13 protein-coding genes and 3 pseudogenes are annotated in these 19,072 nt (G+C 67.6%); 6 read left to right on the top strand and 10 right to left on the bottom strand.

From position 1 onward, the window contains the following. Window positions 1-131 precede the first annotated feature (131 nt). From ACFW6P_RS22550 to ngcE, 5 genes are all read right to left on the bottom strand, one after another. Window positions 132-893, bottom strand: coding sequence for an erythromycin esterase family protein (locus ACFW6P_RS22550; protein WP_386424449.1), 762 nt, complete (start codon window positions 891-893; stop codon window positions 132-134). A gap of 172 nt (window positions 894-1,065) precedes the next feature. Continuing rightward, window positions 1,066-1,974: an alpha/beta hydrolase gene (locus tag ACFW6P_RS22555; protein WP_386424451.1), complete on the bottom strand. Its 909-nt coding sequence runs from the start codon at window positions 1,972-1,974 to the stop codon at window positions 1,066-1,068. A 182-nt stretch (window positions 1,975-2,156) separates the two neighbouring features. Beyond that, window positions 2,157-3,080 (bottom strand): carbohydrate ABC transporter permease, encoded by a 924-nt coding sequence (locus ACFW6P_RS22560; protein ID WP_386424454.1) that lies wholly within the window; start codon window positions 3,078-3,080, stop codon window positions 2,157-2,159. Then, window positions 3,080-4,006, bottom strand: coding sequence for a carbohydrate ABC transporter permease (locus ACFW6P_RS22565; protein WP_386424457.1), 927 nt, complete (start codon window positions 4,004-4,006; stop codon window positions 3,080-3,082). The genes ACFW6P_RS22560 and ACFW6P_RS22565 overlap by 1 nt, the downstream gene beginning before the upstream one ends. 41 nt (window positions 4,007-4,047) lie before the next feature. Then, complete coding sequence (gene ngcE, locus ACFW6P_RS22570; RefSeq protein WP_386347671.1) at window positions 4,048-5,502, bottom strand: N-acetylglucosamine/diacetylchitobiose ABC transporter substrate-binding protein; 1,455 nt, start codon at window positions 5,500-5,502, stop codon at window positions 4,048-4,050. A gap of 368 nt (window positions 5,503-5,870) precedes the next feature. Here ngcE and ACFW6P_RS22575 point away from each other — a divergent pair. Then, window positions 5,871-6,532: pseudogene (locus ACFW6P_RS22575) on the top strand (discoidin domain-containing protein); the annotation flags it as partial. Between the two features lie 543 nt (window positions 6,533-7,075). On the opposite strand, the gene ACFW6P_RS22580 reads toward ACFW6P_RS22575, so the two are convergent. From ACFW6P_RS22580 to ACFW6P_RS22600, 5 genes are read right to left on the bottom strand one after another with little or no spacing between them, the layout of a single operon-like run. Next, complete coding sequence (locus ACFW6P_RS22580) at window positions 7,076-8,053, bottom strand: formylglycine-generating enzyme family protein (RefSeq protein WP_386424459.1); 978 nt, start codon at window positions 8,051-8,053, stop codon at window positions 7,076-7,078. Beyond that, complete coding sequence (gene ribA, locus ACFW6P_RS22585) at window positions 8,050-8,694, bottom strand: GTP cyclohydrolase II (protein ID WP_386347666.1); 645 nt, start codon at window positions 8,692-8,694, stop codon at window positions 8,050-8,052. The genes ACFW6P_RS22580 and ribA overlap by 4 nt, the downstream gene beginning before the upstream one ends. Next, on the bottom strand, window positions 8,691-10,568 hold the full coding sequence (locus ACFW6P_RS22590; protein ID WP_386347663.1) for a WD40 repeat domain-containing protein: 1,878 nt from the start codon (window positions 10,566-10,568) through the stop codon (window positions 8,691-8,693). The genes ribA and ACFW6P_RS22590 overlap by 4 nt, the downstream gene beginning before the upstream one ends. A 21-nt stretch (window positions 10,569-10,589) precedes the next feature. After that, entirely contained in the window at window positions 10,590-11,870 is a 1,281-nt protein-coding gene (locus ACFW6P_RS22595) for an MFS transporter (protein WP_386347661.1), read from the bottom strand. Between the two features lie 12 nt (window positions 11,871-11,882). After that, window positions 11,883-13,796, bottom strand: a complete 1,914-nt coding sequence (locus ACFW6P_RS22600) for a WD40 repeat domain-containing protein (RefSeq protein WP_386347658.1) — start codon at window positions 13,794-13,796, stop codon at window positions 11,883-11,885. A 423-nt stretch (window positions 13,797-14,219) separates the two neighbouring features. Between ACFW6P_RS22600 and ACFW6P_RS22605 the strand changes: the two genes are divergently transcribed. The 5 genes and pseudogenes from ACFW6P_RS22605 to ACFW6P_RS22625 form a co-directional block, all read left to right on the top strand. Beyond that, window positions 14,220-15,002: a flavin reductase family protein gene (locus ACFW6P_RS22605; protein ID WP_386347655.1), complete on the top strand. Its 783-nt coding sequence runs from the start codon at window positions 14,220-14,222 to the stop codon at window positions 15,000-15,002. Between the two features lie 214 nt (window positions 15,003-15,216). Further along, window positions 15,217-16,128, top strand: coding sequence for an isopenicillin N synthase family dioxygenase (locus tag ACFW6P_RS22610; protein ID WP_386424462.1), 912 nt, complete (start codon window positions 15,217-15,219; stop codon window positions 16,126-16,128). 89 nt (window positions 16,129-16,217) lie between these two features. Beyond that, window positions 16,218-17,250: pseudogene (locus ACFW6P_RS22615) on the top strand (dihydrofolate reductase family protein). Continuing rightward, on the top strand, window positions 17,247-18,137 hold the full coding sequence (locus tag ACFW6P_RS22620) for a carbon-nitrogen hydrolase family protein (RefSeq protein ID WP_386347649.1): 891 nt from the start codon (window positions 17,247-17,249) through the stop codon (window positions 18,135-18,137). Before ACFW6P_RS22615 ends, ACFW6P_RS22620 begins: the two are co-directional and overlap by 4 nt. 253 nt (window positions 18,138-18,390) lie before the next feature. Further along, a pseudogene (locus ACFW6P_RS22625) lies at window positions 18,391-19,053 on the top strand (glycoside hydrolase family 92 protein); the annotation flags it as partial. Window positions 19,054-19,072: the final 19 nt, after the last annotated feature.

Genomic DNA, 19,072 nt, shown 5'->3' on the forward strand with positions numbered 1-19,072 from the left:
CGTCCATGTCCAACTAGTGAACTCTAAGCTGAGCCGTTCGGGTTGCCTCCCGTCAAGAGGTTGAGCCGATTCCGGGGTGTGCGCATGTCGTCGCGGACCGCTACGGAAGGAGGCTCGGGGCGCTCCGGCCGTCATTCCGGCAGCAGCCGGGCCGCCTCCACCCGGTGCAGGTGCACCAGCGGGTCCGAACTGGGCCGCAGCGCCGTGGGGGCCGGCGGGACGGGCCACACGGTGCCGATCTCCCTGGTGGGGCGTGGCACGCTCAGCCACCGGCGGGCGGGTTCCGGGACGGTGCGCAGATCCAGCAGGCAGTCCCGGAAGGGCACCCGCTCCAGCCTGTGCTCGTTGCTGCCGGGGCCGGGGGGACCGGCCGTGAAGGTCCCCAGGGTGGTGTCGGGGCCGTAGGCCACGAAGGAGCCACGGCCGAAGCCGGTGCGCAGGCTGACGTAGCCGCCGCCGAAGCGGTCGCGGAGGAAGGCGCCCTGCGGGCGGGGGTACTCGGGGCTGTCGCTGACCAGCGCGCCATGGCCGTCGTGCGCGGCGAGCAGGATCCGGTCGCCTCTGAACCGGTGCCACCAGGTGAGACTGGCGGCCATCTGCTCGTCCCGGTACAGGTCCTGCTGAACGAGCTGCTCCTCGTCCTGCGTGAGGACGGGGACGGTGGAACGGCTCCAGGGTCCCGTGTAGCGGTGGGCCGCCCGCGCGGGCCAGGTGGCGCACGGTTCGGGCGGCCAGGCCCAGTACCGCCCGACCTCGCCGGAGCGGGCCCGGGCGTACCACCCGTGGGCGGGGTAGCGCCGTGGGTGGCGCGGGTTGGGGCTCTCCGAGCACTCCACGGCGTAGGGCGGCTCCACCTCCGGGTACACCGGCTCCTCGTCCCCCTCCGCGGGCACCGGGGGCCGGGGAGTCCCGACGGTGCCGCTGGGCCCCGCGAGCGAAGGCGTGCGGCCTTCCCACAGCGCCTGGAGGGCCTGGGCGCGTTCGGTCCAGCCGGGGTCGACGACGTAGAGGCCGTTGACGACCGCAGCGGCGGTGGCCGCACAGGTCCACTCCCCCCGGGGACGCTCACGCAGGCGCCGCAGCCGGCTGGTACTTGTCCCGGGTGGCCCGCGGGGTGCCGGCCGAGGAGGCGCGGCGGTCGGCCGTCGTGCCGCCGCGCAGGGCGAGGAAGCGGGACAGGGTCCGGGCCGACCCGACGTCGGCTCCCTGCCGCAGCTCGGTGGGCAGCCGAGGGCGCGTCCGCACCCACCGGACCGGATCGACGTTGCCGTGCAGGACCATCGCCCGGACCCGGTGCGGGAAGAGGTCGGCGTAGGTGGCGCCGAGGAACGTCCCGTGGGACACGCCGAGGTAGGTGGGCTTCCGGTCGCCCCCCGCCCGGCGCAGCAGATCCAGGTCGCGGGCGGTGTCGGCGGTGGAGGCGTGCCCCAGCCGGCCCGGGACGCGCTGCTCGCAGAGCCGGCCCAGCTCGGCGAAGGCGGAGATCCAGTCCTCGCGTTCCCGGCTGCCGACGGGGAAGCCGTCCGGCACCCGCGCGGCCCGGGCGGTGAACTCGTCCGCGGAGCGGTAGCACCTGACGGCCGTCGAGCGCCGGACACCACGGGGGTCCCCGCTGACGACGTCGAACCGCTCACGCAGCTCGCGGGGCAGCAGCTCGTACGCCCCGGGCAGGGCCGCCGGGGTCGAAGAACAGCGAACCGCCCCGGCGGTCAGGGGCGGTCGCCGGCCGCTTGACGACGGCCAGTCCGATCCGGCGCCCGCCGGGACGCAGGTGGTCGAGCGGGACCTCGACGGCCGCGCAGGAGTAGCCCGGTGCGTACGGGCAGGCGCGCAGGCCGGCGTGGGGACGGGGGCCGGCGCGGTCCGGCCGCCGGGCGCCTCGGCCGCGGCCGGGGTGGCAGCGGACAGGGCGCAGGCCACGGCCGCCGCGACGGCGACGCCCTTCCACCTCGGGCCCTGTCGGGGAGCTGGCACGGGTGATCCTTCCGGGTCTCCGGCTCTCGGGCACGCGCCCTCACCCGCAGCCTGTGCGGGGTGCCGCGCGAGACCCGCGCAGATGACCCGTACGGGCGCCTCCGCGGCTCCGTCCGGATGAGCCGGGCGGTCGCCCGCCCCGGTGGGTGCGCGCCGCATTACCGCCCCGGCGGCGCCCCGGGCTACTTCAGCGCCCCCGCCGTCAGCCCCTGCACCACCTGCCGCTGGAAGATCACGTACGCGGCGAGGACGGGCAGCATCGCCATCACCAGGCCCGCGAACAGCCCCGACCAGTCGCCCTTGTAGCCCTGGCTCACCGCCAGCTGCACCAGCCCCTGGGTGAGGACGCGCTTGTCCGGGTCGGTGTTGAGCACCGTCGGGAGCATGTACTGGTTCCACTGCCCCAGGAAGTTGAAGATGCCGACGCTGATCAGGCCGGGCTTGGCCATGGGCAGCATGATCTGGAAGAACGTGCGGCTGTGGGACGCCCCGTCCACGAACGCCGCCTCCGCCACCGAGGTCGGCAGGGTGCGGAAGAACGCCGTGAGGAAGAAGACCGTGAACGGCAGCGAGTAGGCGATGTAGACCAGGATCAGGCCGTGGAGGGTGTTCAGCAGGCCCATGTTGTTCACGACGTAGAACAGCGGGACCAGCGCGAGCATGATCGGGAAGCTCATACCACCGATGAACAGGTAGTAGATGAAGCGGTTGCCCGGGAAGTCGAAGCGGGCCAGCACGTAGGCGGCCATGGAGCCGAGGACGAGCGTGCCGACGAGCGAACCGCCCACCACCAGCACGGTGTTGAGGAAGTAGTCGCTCATGTTGGCCTGGGTCCACGCCCGCGACCAGTTGTCGAAGTGCAGGGAGTCCGGCAGGGACCAGGGGGAGCTGAAGATGGAGCGGTCGTCCTTGAAGGACGTCATGACCGCCCAGAGCAGCGGCAGGACCACCATGAAGGCCCAGAGGACGAGGACGCCGTGGGAGAAGACGTTGAGGACCGTGCCCTCCTTCTTCTCCCGGGTCGGCGGGGCCGGCGGGAGGTCCTCCTTGGCCAGGACGGCACCGGACTCGGCCGGGAGCGGAGCGGGGGTTCCGGTCGTCTTCATCAGTACTCCAGCCGCTCGCGGCGGCCCAGCCGCATCACCACGGCGGCGAAGGCCAGCGTGACGACGAGCAGGGCGACACCGATGGTGGTGGCGTAGGCGGCCTGCCCGTCCCGGAACGCCTTCTGGTACACGTACAGGACCATGACGGTGGTCGAGTAGTCGGGGCCGCCCGGCCCGGTCGTCATGATCTGCACGACCGCGAACGACTCGGCGCCCAGGGCGAGGATGCCCATGTAGACCCAGCCGGACTGCACGGTGTCCCACAGCAGGGGCAGGGTGATGCGGAAGAACGTGGTGACGCGGTTCGCGCCGTCCAGCAGGGCCGCCTCGTACATCTCCCCCGGGATGGAGGCCATACCGGCGGAGAAGAGGACCACGAAGAAGCCGACCGTGGACCAGACGAGGACCGCCGTCACGGCCCACAGCGCGAGGCCGGGATCGCCGAGCCACAGCGGCTGGACGCCGTCGAGGCCGATCCCGCGCAGGAGCGAGTTGATCGCGCCGCTGTCCGGGTTGTACGCGAACGCGAACAGCAGCGCGACGATGGCGATCGAGAGGACCTGCGGGAAGAAGTAGACGATCTTGTAGAAGGAGGAGCCACGGACACCGGTGACCACCGGGCCGTTCTTCCTCTTCCTGCCGCCCACGTTGATCATGAAGGCGAAGAACAGCGCGAGGCCGATCGTCACCACCGGCAGCAGGAGGGCGAACAGCAGGCTGTGCTGCAACGACTTCCAGAAGATCTCGTCGTCGAGCATCCGGCTGTAATTGCCGAAACCGACCATCTCGAATTCGGGGCTCAGGCCGGTCCAGTCCGTGAACGAGTAGTAGATGGACTGGAGGAACGGCCAGACCACGAAGAGCGCGTACAGCCCCAGGGGCAGCGCGAGGAAACCCACGATGAACCGGTACTTGCCGTGCTGCATCGCCACTCCGGTGCCGTTGCGGACATGAAAGTCCGGTGCCGTTACTGGTGCTTGTAGTGCTTGATGGAGTCGTCCTTGGCCGCCTCGTCGGCGAAGCCCTGGATCCTCTTGATGGCCTCGGCCGGGGTGAGGCGGCCGGCCATCATCTCACCCAGGCCGGACACACCGATCTTCTCCTTCTGCAACTGGACGTACCAGTCCTGCAGACGGGGGTTCACCACGTTCTCGCCGGCCTTGTCCAGCGCCGCGACGCCCGACTTCAGGCCGGGGGTGAGGGCGATGCCGTCGGTGCCGCCGTTGTACGCGGTCAGCGACTTCACCTTGCTGGTGAAGTTCTTCGACGAGGCCTCGCTGAGCATGATGCGCAGCTGCTCCATGCCGCCCGCGGCGTTCTTCGCCTTGGCCGGGACGATGAAGGGCTCGCCGCCGGAGGCCCAGATGGTGCCGAACGGCATCTTGTCGGAGGAGTCGAGGCCGGTGGGCGCGGAGACGGCCAGGTCGAAGTCCTTCGGGATGACGTTCGCCGACTCGTTCTCCACCCAGGAGCCGTTGGGGAGGAACAGCGCCTTGCCCTCGGCCCACGCGGTCTGCGACTGGATGTGGTCCAGGCCCGGAGTGCCCTTGAGGACGTAGCCCTTCTTGTAGAGCTCGTAGTACGCCTCGAAGCAGGCCTTGACGGCCGGGTGCTTCCAGGCGTTCGGCTCCAGGTTGTCGATGGCGTCGAGGACCTCGCGGCCGCCGACCTTGCCGATCATCGGGTAGAGCGAGAAGGGGATGTAGTACGGGTACTTGCCCGCGTACGTCCAGCCCGCCATGCCCTTCTTCTTGGCCTTCGCGCAGACCGCGAGCATCTGGTCCCAGGTCTCGGGGTACTGCTCGTCGAGCGAGTCCAGGGCCTTCTGCGAGTACCAGACGCCGTACACGGTGTAGGCGTAGTAGAGGATCCAGGCCTTCTCGCCGTCGAACTGGCCCATCTCGACGATGCCGGGACGCAGGGTGTCGCGGACCTTCTTGGCCGGGTCGTCGTAGGAGGGCGCGTCCAGCAGCGGGGTGAGGTCGCTGAGCTGGTTCTTGCCGACGAGGACGCCCATGTCCATCTGCTCGGCGCCGGAGTTGTCGATGAGGTCCGGCGGGGTGCCCTGGTTGAAGCGGGGCTGCAGGGTGGACTGGATCTTCTGGGTGGCGGAGAACTTCACCTGGGCCGTGGGGAAGTTCTTCTCGTAGATCTTCACCGCGTCCTCGGCGTACTCCTTGCCGAAGCCGCCGTCGAAGAGGACGAACTCCATGCCCGCGGTGTCGTTGACGGCGAGCGGGTTCTTCGCGGTCTTCTTGCCGGCCTTGGCCTTGTCGCCGCTGTCGCCGCCGCCGCTGCTCGCGCAGGCGGACAGGAAGCTCATGGTGGGGACGGAGATCAGCCCGAGCGCGGCGGACCTTCTGATCAGATCACGGCGGCCGACACCCTCGGTGCCGTGGTTCTCGGCGGAAGTGGATCCCATGCTCAAGTCCTCGCCTTCTCCAGGACTCAGGCGGTGAACCGGATCCTTCCCGGCACCGCGATCGGGTCAAGCTGGGTCGTGCAGGAAAGTGCGGGTGGTGACGTGTGCGTCGTGCGAATCGCCCGACAGGTATAGTCCACTTCCCGCCAGCGGATCAAGATCGAACGCAAGGTTGGCCGTGGGTCTTATCCGAGTTGAGACCTCGCGGAAGGATGAGCGGCTCGCAGGTCGCACGCAGAAAGAATGCTTGCGGTCGCGCTCGAACACCACAGGCAACACCCTTGACACCGCATGACACTTGAGCAACTACTGGTCCTTGCACAGAGATGGTGACAACGTTGTCCGCTGCGGAGGGAGGGTACCTGTTGATGCAGCGGAAAGCTCGGCGCAGATGGGGGTCGGCGGTCGTGTCGGCGACCGCCTTCGCTTGGCCCTGAGTTCGCAGGGCGTTGCGGTCGCACTGCCCCAGGCCCCCTGGAAACCCGATCGGGGGGGCACGTCCTCCTTCGAGGCGGACGGCCCGTCTCCGGACAGGCTGAACACCGTCGGCACCGGTGCCGACGGCGGCGAACGCGCCTCGGGCGTCGACGGCGGGTACAGCAGCGGCATACCGGGCAACGTGACCGACCGGGTCACCGATGTCCGCGCCAGTTCCGAGAACGCGGGCGGCGGGGAGGTGGAGGAGAACCTCGTCGACGGCGAACCGAGCACCAAGCGGCTCACCTCCGTGCCCACGGGCTGGGTGGAGATGGACCTGGACGAACAGGTCAGACTGGCGTGTTACGCGCCGACGTCCGCCAACGACGCCGACGAGCGCGACCCCCGGGACTGGCCCCTGAAGGGGCCGGCCGACGGCAAGGAGTGGACGACGCTCGACACCCGCTCCGGGGAGTCCTTCCAGGAGCGGTTCCAGACGAAGACGTACGACCTGGCCGAGCCCGCCGAGTACCGGCACGTCCGGCTGGAGGTCACCCGGAACAACGGCGGCGGCATCCTGCAGCTCGCCGACCTCCAGCTGTCCACGGGCGGCCCGACGGCGACCGGGTGGGCAGTGTCAGCGGGAGCCGGTACGACATCTGTCTGGACCGGATCGAACGCACCTGGGCTCACCACCGCGAGGAGATCTGCCGACCGAAGATCGACGCCTTCGCCCCTTTCTCCCCCCTCCCCCGCACGCCCGCCAGGCCCTCCAAGCCGTGCGCTGGAGGCACGATCCGGGCACAGCAAGCTGACGATCGAACGGATCTACCTGTTCACGAGCCTGCCACCTTGCGCCGCCACCGGCAGCGGACTCGTCGCCTGGATCCGCCGCCAGTGGCTCATCGAGACCAAACTCCACCACGTCCGGCGACCGCCCCTTCCACGAGGACGCCTCCAAGATCCGCACCTGGCACCTGCCCCACCGCCTCAGGGCCGGCCCACGCATCTCGCCATCGGCGTCCATCGCCAGGACGACCACACCAACATCGCCGCCCCCCTCCGCCGCACCACCCGCAACCACCGGGGGCCCTTCACCGCCCTCGGACTGACCTGACGAACCCCGACACAAGATCACTTCTCACATACCCTGCGGTCATGCCGGAGGGCATTCACTCGTGGCCAGGCGGAAGCCCACAGGGTAAAGCGGGCCGGGGAAGGCTCCGTGTCTGCGCCGAGTGCGGGTGAGATCCCCGAAGCGGGAGAAGCTTCCGCCCCGTGCGACCCGGTAGGCGCCCGTCGTCTCCACCAGGTGGTCTGCCACATAGGGACCGCCGGGGTAGGGGGTGTACATGTCCGCCACATACTCTTCGACGTTCCCTCCCATGTCGTACGCGCCGTACGGAGAGCGCCCGGCAGGAAAGGCACCGACGGGAGAGGTCGTGTGTATCCCCGTCTCCCGCGTGTTGGCGGCATGCGACTCGAACATATTTCCCCAAGGGAACTCTCTGTTCTCCCTCCCCTTGGCAGAGTGTTCCCATTCGGCCTCGGTGGGAAGGCGCCACGGATGGTCGGATAGGCCACTCAGCCAGGCCGCGTAGGCATCTGCGTCCTCGGGCTGCACCCCCGCCACGGGGTGGTTGCTGCGGTCATAGGGATAGGCACCGAGATACCAGGTACTCGGGCGCCTCTCGTGACCGGTGTCGTCGAGGAAGTCCCGGTACTCCTCATTGGTGACGGGATAGCGGCCGATCCAGAAGTCCTGCAGAACTACCGTGTGGGCAGGGGTCTCCTTGTCAATCCAGGACCGGACGACACCGACGTGCTCCCAGTCGGAGACGACTGTGTCGACAGAGTCGGGATCGAGGCCGATCTCCACGGTTCCGCCCGAGACGAAGCACGTCGCCGGACTGCCGCTGCGGATACGAGGGTCGCCGATCAGCGCCAGAATTCCGCCGGCGGCGAGTCTGTCCGGCAGCGGGGCGTCCGGGTTCTCCACATGGGAGGCCAGCTGTTCGGGCCCGAGCGCTGCCAGGGTCTGGGCCGCCTTGGCCGGTGGCCGCACGTCGGACCGCCGGGCCAGGGCTGCGTGCTCCTTAAAGTGCGGGGAATCCGCCACGTCCGTCAGTTTCACGATGCATCTCCTACCGAGATGGTGTGGCTGCCCCGAAGTGCCTTGGTTTCCAGATAGCGGGTGTTCTCCGCGGTGAGGTGCACCTCGGTGGGGACGGCGGACACGACATCGATGCCGTGCTCCCGCAGCTGTGCCACCTTGTCAGGGTTGTTGGTGAGCAGCCGGATCCGATCCATGCCCAGGACATGGAGCATCGTGGCCGCGACCGGGTAGTCGCGCTCGTCCGCGTCCCGGCCGATGAGCTCGTTCGCCTCGAAGGTGTCCGCTCCTTGGTCCTGGAGGAGGTAAGCGTCGAGCTTGTTGTAGAGGCCGATGCCCCGTCCTTCCTGACGGAGGTAGAGCACAGCTCCCCCCTCGGTTGCGATACGCCTTAGGGACTCGTCGAGTTGCGGTCCGCAGTCGCAGCGAGCAGAGCCGAGGACATCCCCGGTGAGGCATTCACTGTGCACGCGTACGACGGGAACGCCACGCGAAGGTTTCGCCACGATCATGGCGATGTGCTCTTCTGCGTCTGGAAGGCCGGTGAAAGTGACCAGCTCGGCCCGCTGGCCGTCGGCCCGGTGGAGGGTGACGCCCACACGTGCGCGTACAGCCGCTGGTGGGTTGAGCACTGCTGGAGTCCGGGGGGCGGGGGCATTCATGCTGTCGTAGCCTCCTCGCGGATGTCGGCCTGGCCAGCCAGATCGTCGATGCGCCAGTTCTGGCGAATGCTCGTCTCACCGTCCGCGCCGATGCCAACGACGAGGATGCGTCCGTCCCAGCCTGCAACCACGACGCTTTGACCGTCCAGCGGGGTCATGCAGGAAATTCCCTGGGCGAATTCCGTCAGTAGTCGGCCCGAGGTCAGGGTCTGCGCCGTGGTCCCCCATTCCACCTGCCACGCGTACAGGCCGAAGTCGTAGGACCCGGCCAGTACCACCGGGTTGTCGCGGTCTCCGAGCAGGCCGATGCACTTGACCGACTCGTCTGGCCCGAGCAGGGTCTGGACCTCCTCCGCTCGCCATGTGGCGTTGCCGGACGCAGCGATCCTGCCGACTTTGACCGTGTGGTCGCGGGAGGCGCTGGCGGCTACGCGGTCACCGAGCACCGCCACAGCGTTCACCAGGTTGCCGTGCTCCCACAGAGTGCTCCGCTCGTGCACGGTTCCTGCGGAGACGGTGCGGTCGGTGGCCCCAGACAGGAAGCCGCCGTGCAGAGCGGTGAGTGACTTCACCGATCCGTCGTGAGCCCGCCGGCGGGCCGTCACGGTGAGCGTCAGCGTATCGAGCACGACAAGCTCACCGTTGTAAGTACCGGCCACCAGGGAGTCGCCGTCGAAGCAGAGGGAAGGCAGAGGAGCGCCAAGCTGCTCGCTGACGATCCGGCGGCCGTCCCGCAGTCCGATCACATGGCCGGCGTAAGTACCCGCGTAGATGGCGCCGTCGCGGGCGGCGAGAGAGAGGACCGGCCCCTCGGACAGCTGCAGCGCACGGACCGCCGGGGACCCGGATGCGTTCGCTGTCTCACCCACGTCTACGGTGAAAACCACACCCGAGTCACAGCCAATGAAGAGCTCGCTGCCATGGGCAGCCATCGCGTTGGGCCCGTGATTCGGGGCATCCGGGACCGCGACCTCGGTGGCGTCAGTGAGGCTGTAGAGGTGCGGGCCGTTCCAGAAGCTGCCGACTGCCACCACGCCTGCGGCCACCGACACCGAGCGCGGCCACACCCGGGCGTCGTACACCTGGTGCGTCCTGTCGCCGTCGACGTCGAAGAAGTGCAGTGAGCCGTCATACGCCCCGACGACGAGGGACGAGTCGTCCTCGGACCAACCGACCGTGCGAGCCGCGGAGTCGGAGACTCCCAGCGTGCGCAGGTGTTCCAGCCTGCCGGTCAGCAGGTCGACTGAGCCGTCGTCGCGGGCCACTGCGAGGATCTTGCCGGAGTGGGACCAAGCGCAGCCCTCGATGGAGGAGTCGTAGTGTCGGACGGCGGAGTCGGCTTCTGTGCCGGGCCGGCGCACGGCCACCATGCCGTCCTCTCCAACCGTGGCGACCAGTCCTTCTGGACTGACCGCCACCGCCATGCAGTGCGCAGTGTGAGAGCCGGCCTCGGAGAGAAAGGCGCCGCTCAGCGCATCCCACATGGTGGCCCGGCCGTCCTCGGACACGCACACGAGGCGTTCGCCGTCGGGCATCCAGTCCACGGAGTTGATGTCGTCGGTGTGCCGGGCCAGGACGTTGATCAACTCGGCCGGCCCACCCTCGCTCGGTATTCGCCACACGGCGACGGTCTTGTCTGCCGACGCGGTCGCCAGCAGACCTGGGGCGACGGGGTTCCATGCGGAGGCGTTGACCAGGCGCCGGTGTCGCAGCCGGTGCAGTATCCGAGGCGTTGCGGGCTCGGTGGTGTCCCAAATCAGAACGGTCCCGTCATAGGAACAGCTGGTCAGCCGCTTCCCGTCGGCGCGCAGGGCGACATGAGTGACGGGGGCGGCGTGTCCGGTGGGGTTGGGAAGCAAGTTGATTGTGCGCATATTGCAGTCCTCGCTGTTCGGCTACTTGACGGGCGGGTTGCCGAGCACGGCGCTGCTCGGGTCGGCGTCCGCATCGCTCCAGGAAGACCAGAAGCGGGCCAGGCAGATCAGTGACAGCCCCGCGGCCAGGCCCAGGAGAACCAGGACGGCGGTGCTGCCCCACGTCTGCTGCACCAGGGGGATCAGGAGGGGAGCGAGAAGGATCGGTATGCCACTCATGAGGTTGAACAAGCCTTCGGCCCTGCCGACGACGTCTGATGGCAGATACTTGACGACGATCATCGCTGTGACGGCGGTCATGGCCGATCGCATGGTGAAGAAGGCCACCATGCAGAACACGAAAGCCCCGGCGGAGGGAAGCGCCATGGCAAACAGGGCGGTCGTCATGATGATCGCCGAGAAGGCCAGGACGATGCGAGGTCGGGTGCGGGCCCGAGCCGCGATGTAGATGCTTCCAGCCAGCGCGCCGACGTTCGCGACAGCCTGGGCGGCGCTGACCCCACTTGCGGGCATGTGCCAGTGGTCGCGCAGGTACCACACCATGAAGGACAGCACGCCGATCCCGCTGGCGAAATGCAGCGGCAGCGATGTCAGCTGTACGTACAGCACTCGCTTCTCGGCTCGTACGATGCGCCAGCCGTCCAGGATGTCGCGGCCTAGGCTCGGCCGGCGCCCGGCCTCGCCGTCTCGTCGTACGTGCTCCTTCGCTGGCGGGTGGATACCGAGCAGCCAGACGATGATCGGGGCGAGGAAGGTGGCGGTGTTGAACCACAGCAGTCCGAGGTATCCGATGAGCCCGACGCCCACCGCGACGAGCAACGGGCCGACGATGTTGGATGTCACGAACAAACTGCTGAGGACGGCCCGGGATCGGGCGGCGTTGTTCGGGAACATGGTCGGCACACCGGTGATCCAGCCCGTCCGATACATTTCGCCACCCAGCTGCACGAACGCGGCCAGGCAGAACAGCACCGCGGTGGAGGACCGCCCGGTCAGCACGGTGAGGTTCAGCGCCACCGCGCTCGCAAGCTGTATCAGCAGCCCGGGGACGACGAAGACACGGGGTCCCCAGCGGTCTGCCACCGCTCCCAGCCATGGGCTGAGCAGCAGCGTGAGGGGGGCTAGGGCCGCGAGCAGCGACATCGTCGCCAGGGAGCCGGTCAGCTCGTACACGAACAGCGGAAGGCCCACCTTGTAGGCCGCCTCACCGAGGTTGTTGACGAAGTTTCCGGTGGCGAAAACCAGGAAACGGCGGTTCCGCCAGGGGGCAGTTGAGGGCTCCGGGACAGTTTGCTGGGTCATTCGTACGTTGTCTCAGTCTGCCGCGATGTCTTCGTGGGTCAGTGTGAACCGTGCCGGCCGGCCCGGCAGCCAGCGGTCCTCCAACTTGGCGAACGTACCTTCCTCCGCCGGCTTGTCCATCCGGTACAGCGACATCAGGCCCGTGCGGCAGCCAACGAGCAGGTGGGGTCGACCGTCGGTGTCGCGGACGATGGTCAGCGCCTTGGGGTAGTCCGGCAGGTCTTCCATGAAACCCACGAAATCGTTGCTCTCGTAGGTGTAAGCGGCGACTTGCATGCCGTACGAGCTGGCGCACACCAGACCGTCGCTGATCGTGGCGTTCTCGGCGGTGTTGGAGAGTAGATCCTTCCACCGGCGTGTGACGCCTTGGCCGATGGCGATCTCCTTCACTCCGCCGTCTCCGACGACGTAGAGGAAGCCGTCCTGAGCCCACATGCGCTTGGGGTATTCCCCCTGGTCCAGGCGCCACGTCGGTTCGTCGCCGCTCTTGTCGAAGACCGCAATGACGCCATTGCGGGTGGCCAGTACTCGTTCACCATCCGGCAGATACGTCGCGGCCCACACCGGCAGCCCGTCCACGCCGAGCCTCGCCAGCACTTGGCCACGCTCGGCATCAAGCTCCACGGCGCCGGCGTTGCTCGCGATCAGGAGGCGCGAACGATCGGGGGAGGCCGCGACAGTGTGGAGCAACCCCTCAGGTAGGTGCTTGCTCCAGAGGATCTGCCCACAGGGTCGGGCCCGGAAGACACGCCGGTCCCGGCTGATCCCCACCCAGCCACCGTCGACCGGAGCGATCCGGCGGGTGAAGCCGAAGCCCGTTTCGTGATTTTCCAGGATGCGCAGGGTCGGCCCGCTCGCCACCTGCTGCACCTCGACGACCGCGACACCGGAATCCGTGGCGCAGTACAGGACGGTCGGGTCCTCGGCCGAGGGCTGGATGTCCCAGACGGCCTGCCGCCGGAAGCCCATTGACCGGACGAAGGAGCCGTCCTGAGTGAGTTGGGTGATCTCCCCATCCTGGCACAGAACGTATACATCGCCGGATGGGCTTACGGTGATGTCGCTGAGCTGGTGCGAGAATCCGCTGACTACACGTTCGACCCGCAGGTCACGTGTGGTGTTGTCGAAGATGTAGAGCTCGCCGTCGAATCCGCCGGAGTAAGCTCGCGTGAAGTCGGGCGAGAACCCAACGAATTCAACATCGTCGCGCGCGAAGAGGAACTCGCTTTCCTTCACGCCACTCGGTGACACAGTGACAACACCATTGGCAATGTCAGCGTTTTCGCCCTCGCCGAAATCCTGCGTGCACCAAAAACGGTCGTGCCGACGATCGTAGCGGACGCGGTGGATGTTTCCGTCGTCCAGCTTCACATGATTTGGAAATTCCAGATCCTTGAAGCTGCCAAAGCGGAGGTTGCCTTCCTTGTCGGATATGGCATGCAGGGTCGGGTGGTCGGTACTTGCCCATTCCATGGGACTGGTACCGCATACATTGGGCCGAATCTCCAGCACGTCGAAGCTGTTCAGGTCGATGACCAGCATCTGGTGATGGTAGCCGCTGGTGACAAAGACGCGGCCGTCCCACACTCCGATGCCGCGGGAGCTCGCCGGGGACGGTTCCTCGCCCTCGATCAGCGTCGAGGGATCGCAGATCGTAGCCGGATCCAGGCGGTTCACCAGGTCGAATGTGTCGAGAGACCAGCGCAGGACGGCACCCATGCGGTCCTTGCCGATCACCCAACCGCCGGCGACGGTGAGGCCATACAGCGGCCGCCCCTCGCTCACCCGGGGCGAGGAGCGGATCACCTTCAGTTCGCCGTCAAGCAGGTGGATACGGCCGAAAGAGTCCGAGGCGAGGAGTCCCTGTCCTTCGACATAATGAATACGCATGACGCGGTCTGTGAGCTTCAAGGCAACCTTCTGCATCTCTGTGTGAAGATTCTTGCCGGATCAGCAGTCCGGTCGACCACGATAATCGTGGTCGACCGGACTAAAGGATTCGCGGCACTGCAGACCGCGAAAGTGACCACCTAGATCACTTGTTGGCAAACACGTTGCGACGGATCGGCTTCTTCATGCGAGAACACCCCCTTCCAGAATTCGGTCTCCATTGCTGTCGATCAATAGAATGACGAATTATCCAGGGATGGCAAGCGGTTGGGATGTGACGTACATCACTGCCTGTCGCCTGCTTATCTGGGGACCGATTCGGGTATCCCGGCGGAACACTTGATTCCGGAAGGAGTATGGCTGAAAATATTCGCCGTCGCCTCGCAGATGCGAGATTAAAGTGAGTAATCACCAACGGCTCCACGAGCCGGATCGACGCAGGAAATAAGGGCGGTACGCGTGTCCCTGGAAGTCCCTGGCCAGCTGTGGAAGAAGGCCACGAGCACAATCGGCCTCGTGGTCGTACGCCACGACGACGGCGCCAACGTGATGTCAGCGGAATGGTCGTATTTCGTGAACAAGGATCCGCTGTACGCCGCGGTGGTCCTCAGCCCTCGAGCGCGGTCCCGGGAGCTCCTCCCGCTGAGCGGCGAGTTCAGTCTCACGTTGTGCTCCGAGGAGCAGGCCGAACTTGCCGACTTCGCCGGCAGCTTCTCACTCGCAGAGATCGACAAGACCGGCAGCGAGCTCATCGCGTTCGGTGCACCTGAAGCCACCGGCACCCCGTGGGTCGACGGCGGCCTGGTCGCCCTGGAATGCGTACTGCGCGACACCGTCCCCTTCCCTGTCCACACCATGTTCGTGGGCGAGGTCGTGGCCGCGCACGTTTCCGAGATCGACCGCAGGCCGCTGGTCAAGCACGGTCCCATGCACACCCTCGGCGAACGCGTGCAGCGCACTGCCGTCGCCACCGCCGCACAGATCTTGCCGGATGGCACACTGCGGGTGACAGCCACAGGCCCAGCGGCCCAAGGGGCCGACCTCTGGCGGGTGAGCCTGCTCAGCGCGACCGGGGCCGAAGTCGACCTGGGGGAGCATCCCTCGGCCGACTACGGCGACTTCCTGATTGATCTACCGCTTCCCGAGGACATTCCGCCGCTCGCCGGGGCGCGGATCAAGGTGGAACGCAACGGGGCGAAGCCAGGCTTCGCACGCCTGCTGCGTCGGGAAGCGACGTCGTGAAGGACGCCGCGCTGAAGTTGCCCTCCTCCCCGCTGCGGCTGGCAGTCCTCCAGGTCGAAGCGACCCCTGCGGATGTCACTGGCAACGCCCGGCGAGCAGTCGGCCTGATAACCGCCGCCTCCCGGCGGGGAGCCCGACTGGCGGTGCTTCTCGAGCGAAGGGACCTCCCGTGCTGCGTGAAATAAGCCTCGGTGGAAAGCCCGACACCGTCACGGTGCGCAGCGCCCTCCGCGACGGCTTCTTCCTGGTCCGGAACTCCGTCCCGGAAGGCCTGCTCGACGAGTGCTACAGCTTGCTGCAAACCTTCTTCTCCCTTCCCATGGAGGCAAAGCTGGGCACTCGGATTGCGGGCACCAATGGGCAGTCGGGGTACACGCCGCCGCTGGTGGAGACAGCCGAGAAGTCGAACCGGACCCCTGACTGGAAAGAGCTCTTCCACTGGGGAGCGCCGCTTCCCGCAGACCACCCACTGCGCACCCGCTTTCCCGCCCGCTATCCGGACCCCTGCATGCCCGACGATCTGGTTCCGGGCATGGGGCAGTCCATGTCCGAACTCCACACCCGCATGAAGGAGTTCCAGGTCCGGGTCGTCGAAGTCCTCGGCGAGGCTCTGAACGTCCACTCGGGCTACTTCGAGGAGATGCTCCAGGACGGGCCGGTGGTTAACCGCGCCGCCTGGTATCCCCCCATGGAGGGAGCGCCTTCGCAGGATCACACCTGGGCTGTGGAGCACAAGGACTTCGACCTCATCACGGCACTGCCCCGGGCGACCTCCCCCGGCCTGCAGGTGCTCGGGCTGGACGGCGAGTGGCTGCCGGTGCACGCCCCCGAGGGCTACGCGATCGTCAACGTCGGCATGGTCCTGGAACGGCTCACCGACGGTCTGGCACGCGCCGCGGTCCATCGCGTAGTGGCCGACCCTCAGCAGGAGGGCGCTCGGCTGTCCATCGTCCAGTTCTGTCACCCGACCCCGTGGACCGTGCTGACGCCCCTGCGGTTTCCCGGCTCCCAGGACAGGCCGCAGCGCTTTCCCACACTGACCGCTGACGCCCTCTTCGAGCGCACCATGTACCGCATCAACCGGCTCGACACGCAGCACGGCTCCGATGCACGAAGGACAAGGTGAGATGTCATGGCCGAAAAGCCCCTCACTTCTGAGGATCCACTTGCGGCGAGCGCCGGAGCCGGACACCGGAAATCGGAGGGAGACCCGGTGTGAGCCCGGATCTCGTCGTCGCCGCGGCTACTCCCGGACACCGACCCGGAGTGATCGACGACACGTCTTCGGAGCGTCGCCTGTCGTCAAGCGCGGAGGACTTCAACGGTGTCGACGCGGTAAGGGCAGAGCGCGATGCCCTCTTCATCGTTTCCGGCACTCTGCGCCAGGACAACCAGCGGCTGCTGGTCGCCTCCGCGCAGCGCCGGACACCGCGAGTGGAGCGAGGGCTTCCCGCGCACCCACTGAAGGTAGTGGTCAGCGCGAGCGGTGACCTCGACCCCGGCCTACGCTTCTGGCACTGTGGCGGCCGGAAGGCCGTCCTCTGCACCGGCTCCGCCCCGGGCAGGATGAGTGATCGTTTCGGGGAACGGCTGAGGTCATGGAACTGGGCGTCCCCCTCCGTCTCGGTGCCGTTCTGGACGACCTGGTGGCGCGGGGTGTGGGCCGTCTGCTGGTCGAGGAAGGCGGCAGCATCCACACGCAGTCCTTCGAAGAGGACCTGGCGGACGAAATGCGCTCCGCGCGTTTCCCCACACCCCCAGGGAGTTGCCGCATGACGGATGCGATAACGGAGAAGGACAGGCTCCGGCTCGCCGAGGCAGCGCGCCTGGCACGTTTGTGTCCTTCGTCGGACACTGCTTTCAGCGTCGGAGCGGTCATCTTCGAAGCTGCGGGGCGGGAATTGTCCCGGGGCCATAGTCGAGAGTCCGATCCGGTGGTGCACGCGGAGGAATCCGCACCGGCCAAGCTCGACCCGCGTGACGCACGACTGCAGAGCGCCACTCTCTACAGCAGCCTAGAGCCCTGCTCCGAGCGAGCCTCCCGGCCCTGGAGTTGTACTCAACTCATCCTGAACGCGGGTATTTCCCGGGTGGTCATTGCCTGGCGAGAGCCGGACACGTTCGTGGCCGACCGCCAGGGCATGGACGTTCTCAGGGAAACAGCACAGAGGTCCTCGAAATGCCCGAACTGGCCCTATTGGCGATGAAATCCAACAACCATCTCCTTCGGATCGGGGAGGGCCGATGACCGTGCACACCCCAAGCGGCATCCCCACCGTCCCGCTCAAGCTCGCCGTCCTCCAGGCGGAGGCAACTCCGGCGGATGTGACCGGGAACTCTGAGCGGGCGGCCCGGATGGTCATCGAAGCCGCCCGTCGGGGCGCGCGAGTGGCCGTCCTGCCGGAACTCCACCTGTGTGGTTACGACCTTCCCACGCTGGTGGGCAATCCTGGTGCCTGTGAGGTGTCGGCCGACGAAGCGGGCGCCATCACCGACGTGCGCCTGGACGCACTGACCGAAGAAGCGGTGAGGACGGGGACACTGGTCCTGGCCGGGGCGGCGGTCCGGTGTGCCGACGGCCGGCTCGTCAACGGCCTCCTGGGGTTCGACCCCTCCGGTTCGGTCTCTCTCGGATACACGAAGCAGCATCTTTGGCACTCGGACGAAGCCGCAGTCTTCACTGCCGGCACGGGCGGGGACGGCCGCTGGGAGGTTGACGGTTGGCGGCTCGGCGGAGCCATCTGCTACGACATGTCCTTTGCCGCACACGCCGGAGTCTCTGCTCTTTCCGGTGCGCACGCCTATGTGTGCGCGAGCGCGTTCATCGTCGGAGCCGAGCGCCGAGCCGCCGTCTACATGCCGGCCCGTGCCCTGGAGAACACCGTCTACAGCGTGTTCGCCAATGCGGTCGGCGGGCCAGCCGACCGCCGAACGGGAGGTGCGAGTGCTGTCTACGCCCCGGACGGCACCCTGATCGACATCGCGGGAACGGACGGCGATCAGATCCTGATCAGCGAACTGGAGCCCGACCGGATCACCTCCGCCCGCACGTTTCTGCACATGCTTGCGGAACGGTCGGAGAGGCAAAACCGGCTGGCCATGCGGGGCTTCACCGACTGCAGCACCACAGCGTGACGAAGAGGATGACCGCGAGAGCGTCGACACCCTCTACCGCACCTGGGAGCATCTGGTCTTTCGGCTGCGCAGAAACGGCGACGAGGTTCGTGCTCTCCACGCGCGCATGACACCGTGGCACGGGTCGGAACCGCGGCGCGCGGCCGACTGGGTGCGAGAAAGCCCCAACCGCCAGCGAAGGGGACTACGACCCGTTCGGGCAATTCCCAGGGACTTCTCCGCCGCCCCGGACCAGCCGGGACGCACCCGTCTCGACGTGAACGTGGCCGTCGGCCGGAACACGCGGCTGTCGTACCGGATCTTCCCGTCGATGGCCGACGGCGACCTCGACCACGACGCCACGAACGTCTCCGTCGACCTGGCCTTCACCGACGGCACCTTCCTGAGCGACCTGCGCGCCACCGACCAGCACGGCCTCCCGCTGACCCCGCGGGTGCAGGGCACTTCCAAGGTCCCCTACGTCAACCAGTGGAGCGACGTGGCCTCGCGGATCGGCTCGGTCGCGGCCTGCAGGACCGTGGACCGGATCCTGGTGGCCTACGACTCCCCCGAGGGCCCGGCCAGGTTCCGGGGCTGGCTGGACGACGTGAGCATCGAGTCCGTCGCGCCGGGGCGGCCGAAGGCGCACCTGTCGGACTACGCGGTGACCACCCGCGGTACCCACTCCAGCGGCGGCATCTCCCGCGGCGACACCTTCCCGGCGACGGCGGTCCCGCACGGCTTCAACTTCTGGACGCCCATGACCAACGCCGGTTCGCTGAGCTGGCTGTACGACTACGCGCGGGCGAACAACGCGGACAACCTGCCGACGATCCAGGCGTTCAGCGCGAGCCACGAGCCGAGCCCCTGGATGGGCGACCGGCTGACCTTCCGGGTGATGCCGTCGGCGGCCCCCGGGACGCCGGACCTCGGAAGGGCGCCGGCGGGCTGGACGC

Source organism: Streptomyces sp. NPDC058741 (assembly GCF_042746715.1).
Lineage (GTDB): Bacteria > Actinomycetota > Actinomycetes > Streptomycetales > Streptomycetaceae > Streptomyces.

Excerpts from the sequence above, each read along its gene's own strand:
- ribA (WP_386347666.1), bottom strand. The coding sequence starts at position 8,694 with ATGAATGCCCCCGCCCCCCGGACTCCAGCAGTGCTCAACCCACCAGCG.
- ACFW6P_RS22600 (WP_386347658.1), bottom strand. The coding sequence starts at position 13,796 with ATGCAGAAGGTTGCCTTGAAGCTCACAGACCGCGTCATGCGTATTCAT.
- ACFW6P_RS22620 (WP_386347649.1), top strand. The coding sequence starts at position 17,247 with ATGACCGTGCACACCCCAAGCGGCATCCCCACCGTCCCGCTCAAGCTC.
- ACFW6P_RS22565 (WP_386424457.1), bottom strand. The coding sequence starts at position 4,006 with ATGCAGCACGGCAAGTACCGGTTCATCGTGGGTTTCCTCGCGCTGCCC.
- ngcE (WP_386347671.1), bottom strand. The coding sequence starts at position 5,502 with ATGGGATCCACTTCCGCCGAGAACCACGGCACCGAGGGTGTCGGCCGC.
- ACFW6P_RS22590 (WP_386347663.1), bottom strand. The coding sequence starts at position 10,568 with ATGCGCACAATCAACTTGCTTCCCAACCCCACCGGACACGCCGCCCCC.
- ACFW6P_RS22595 (WP_386347661.1), bottom strand. The coding sequence starts at position 11,870 with ATGACCCAGCAAACTGTCCCGGAGCCCTCAACTGCCCCCTGGCGGAAC.
- ACFW6P_RS22560 (WP_386424454.1), bottom strand. The coding sequence starts at position 3,080 with ATGAAGACGACCGGAACCCCCGCTCCGCTCCCGGCCGAGTCCGGTGCC.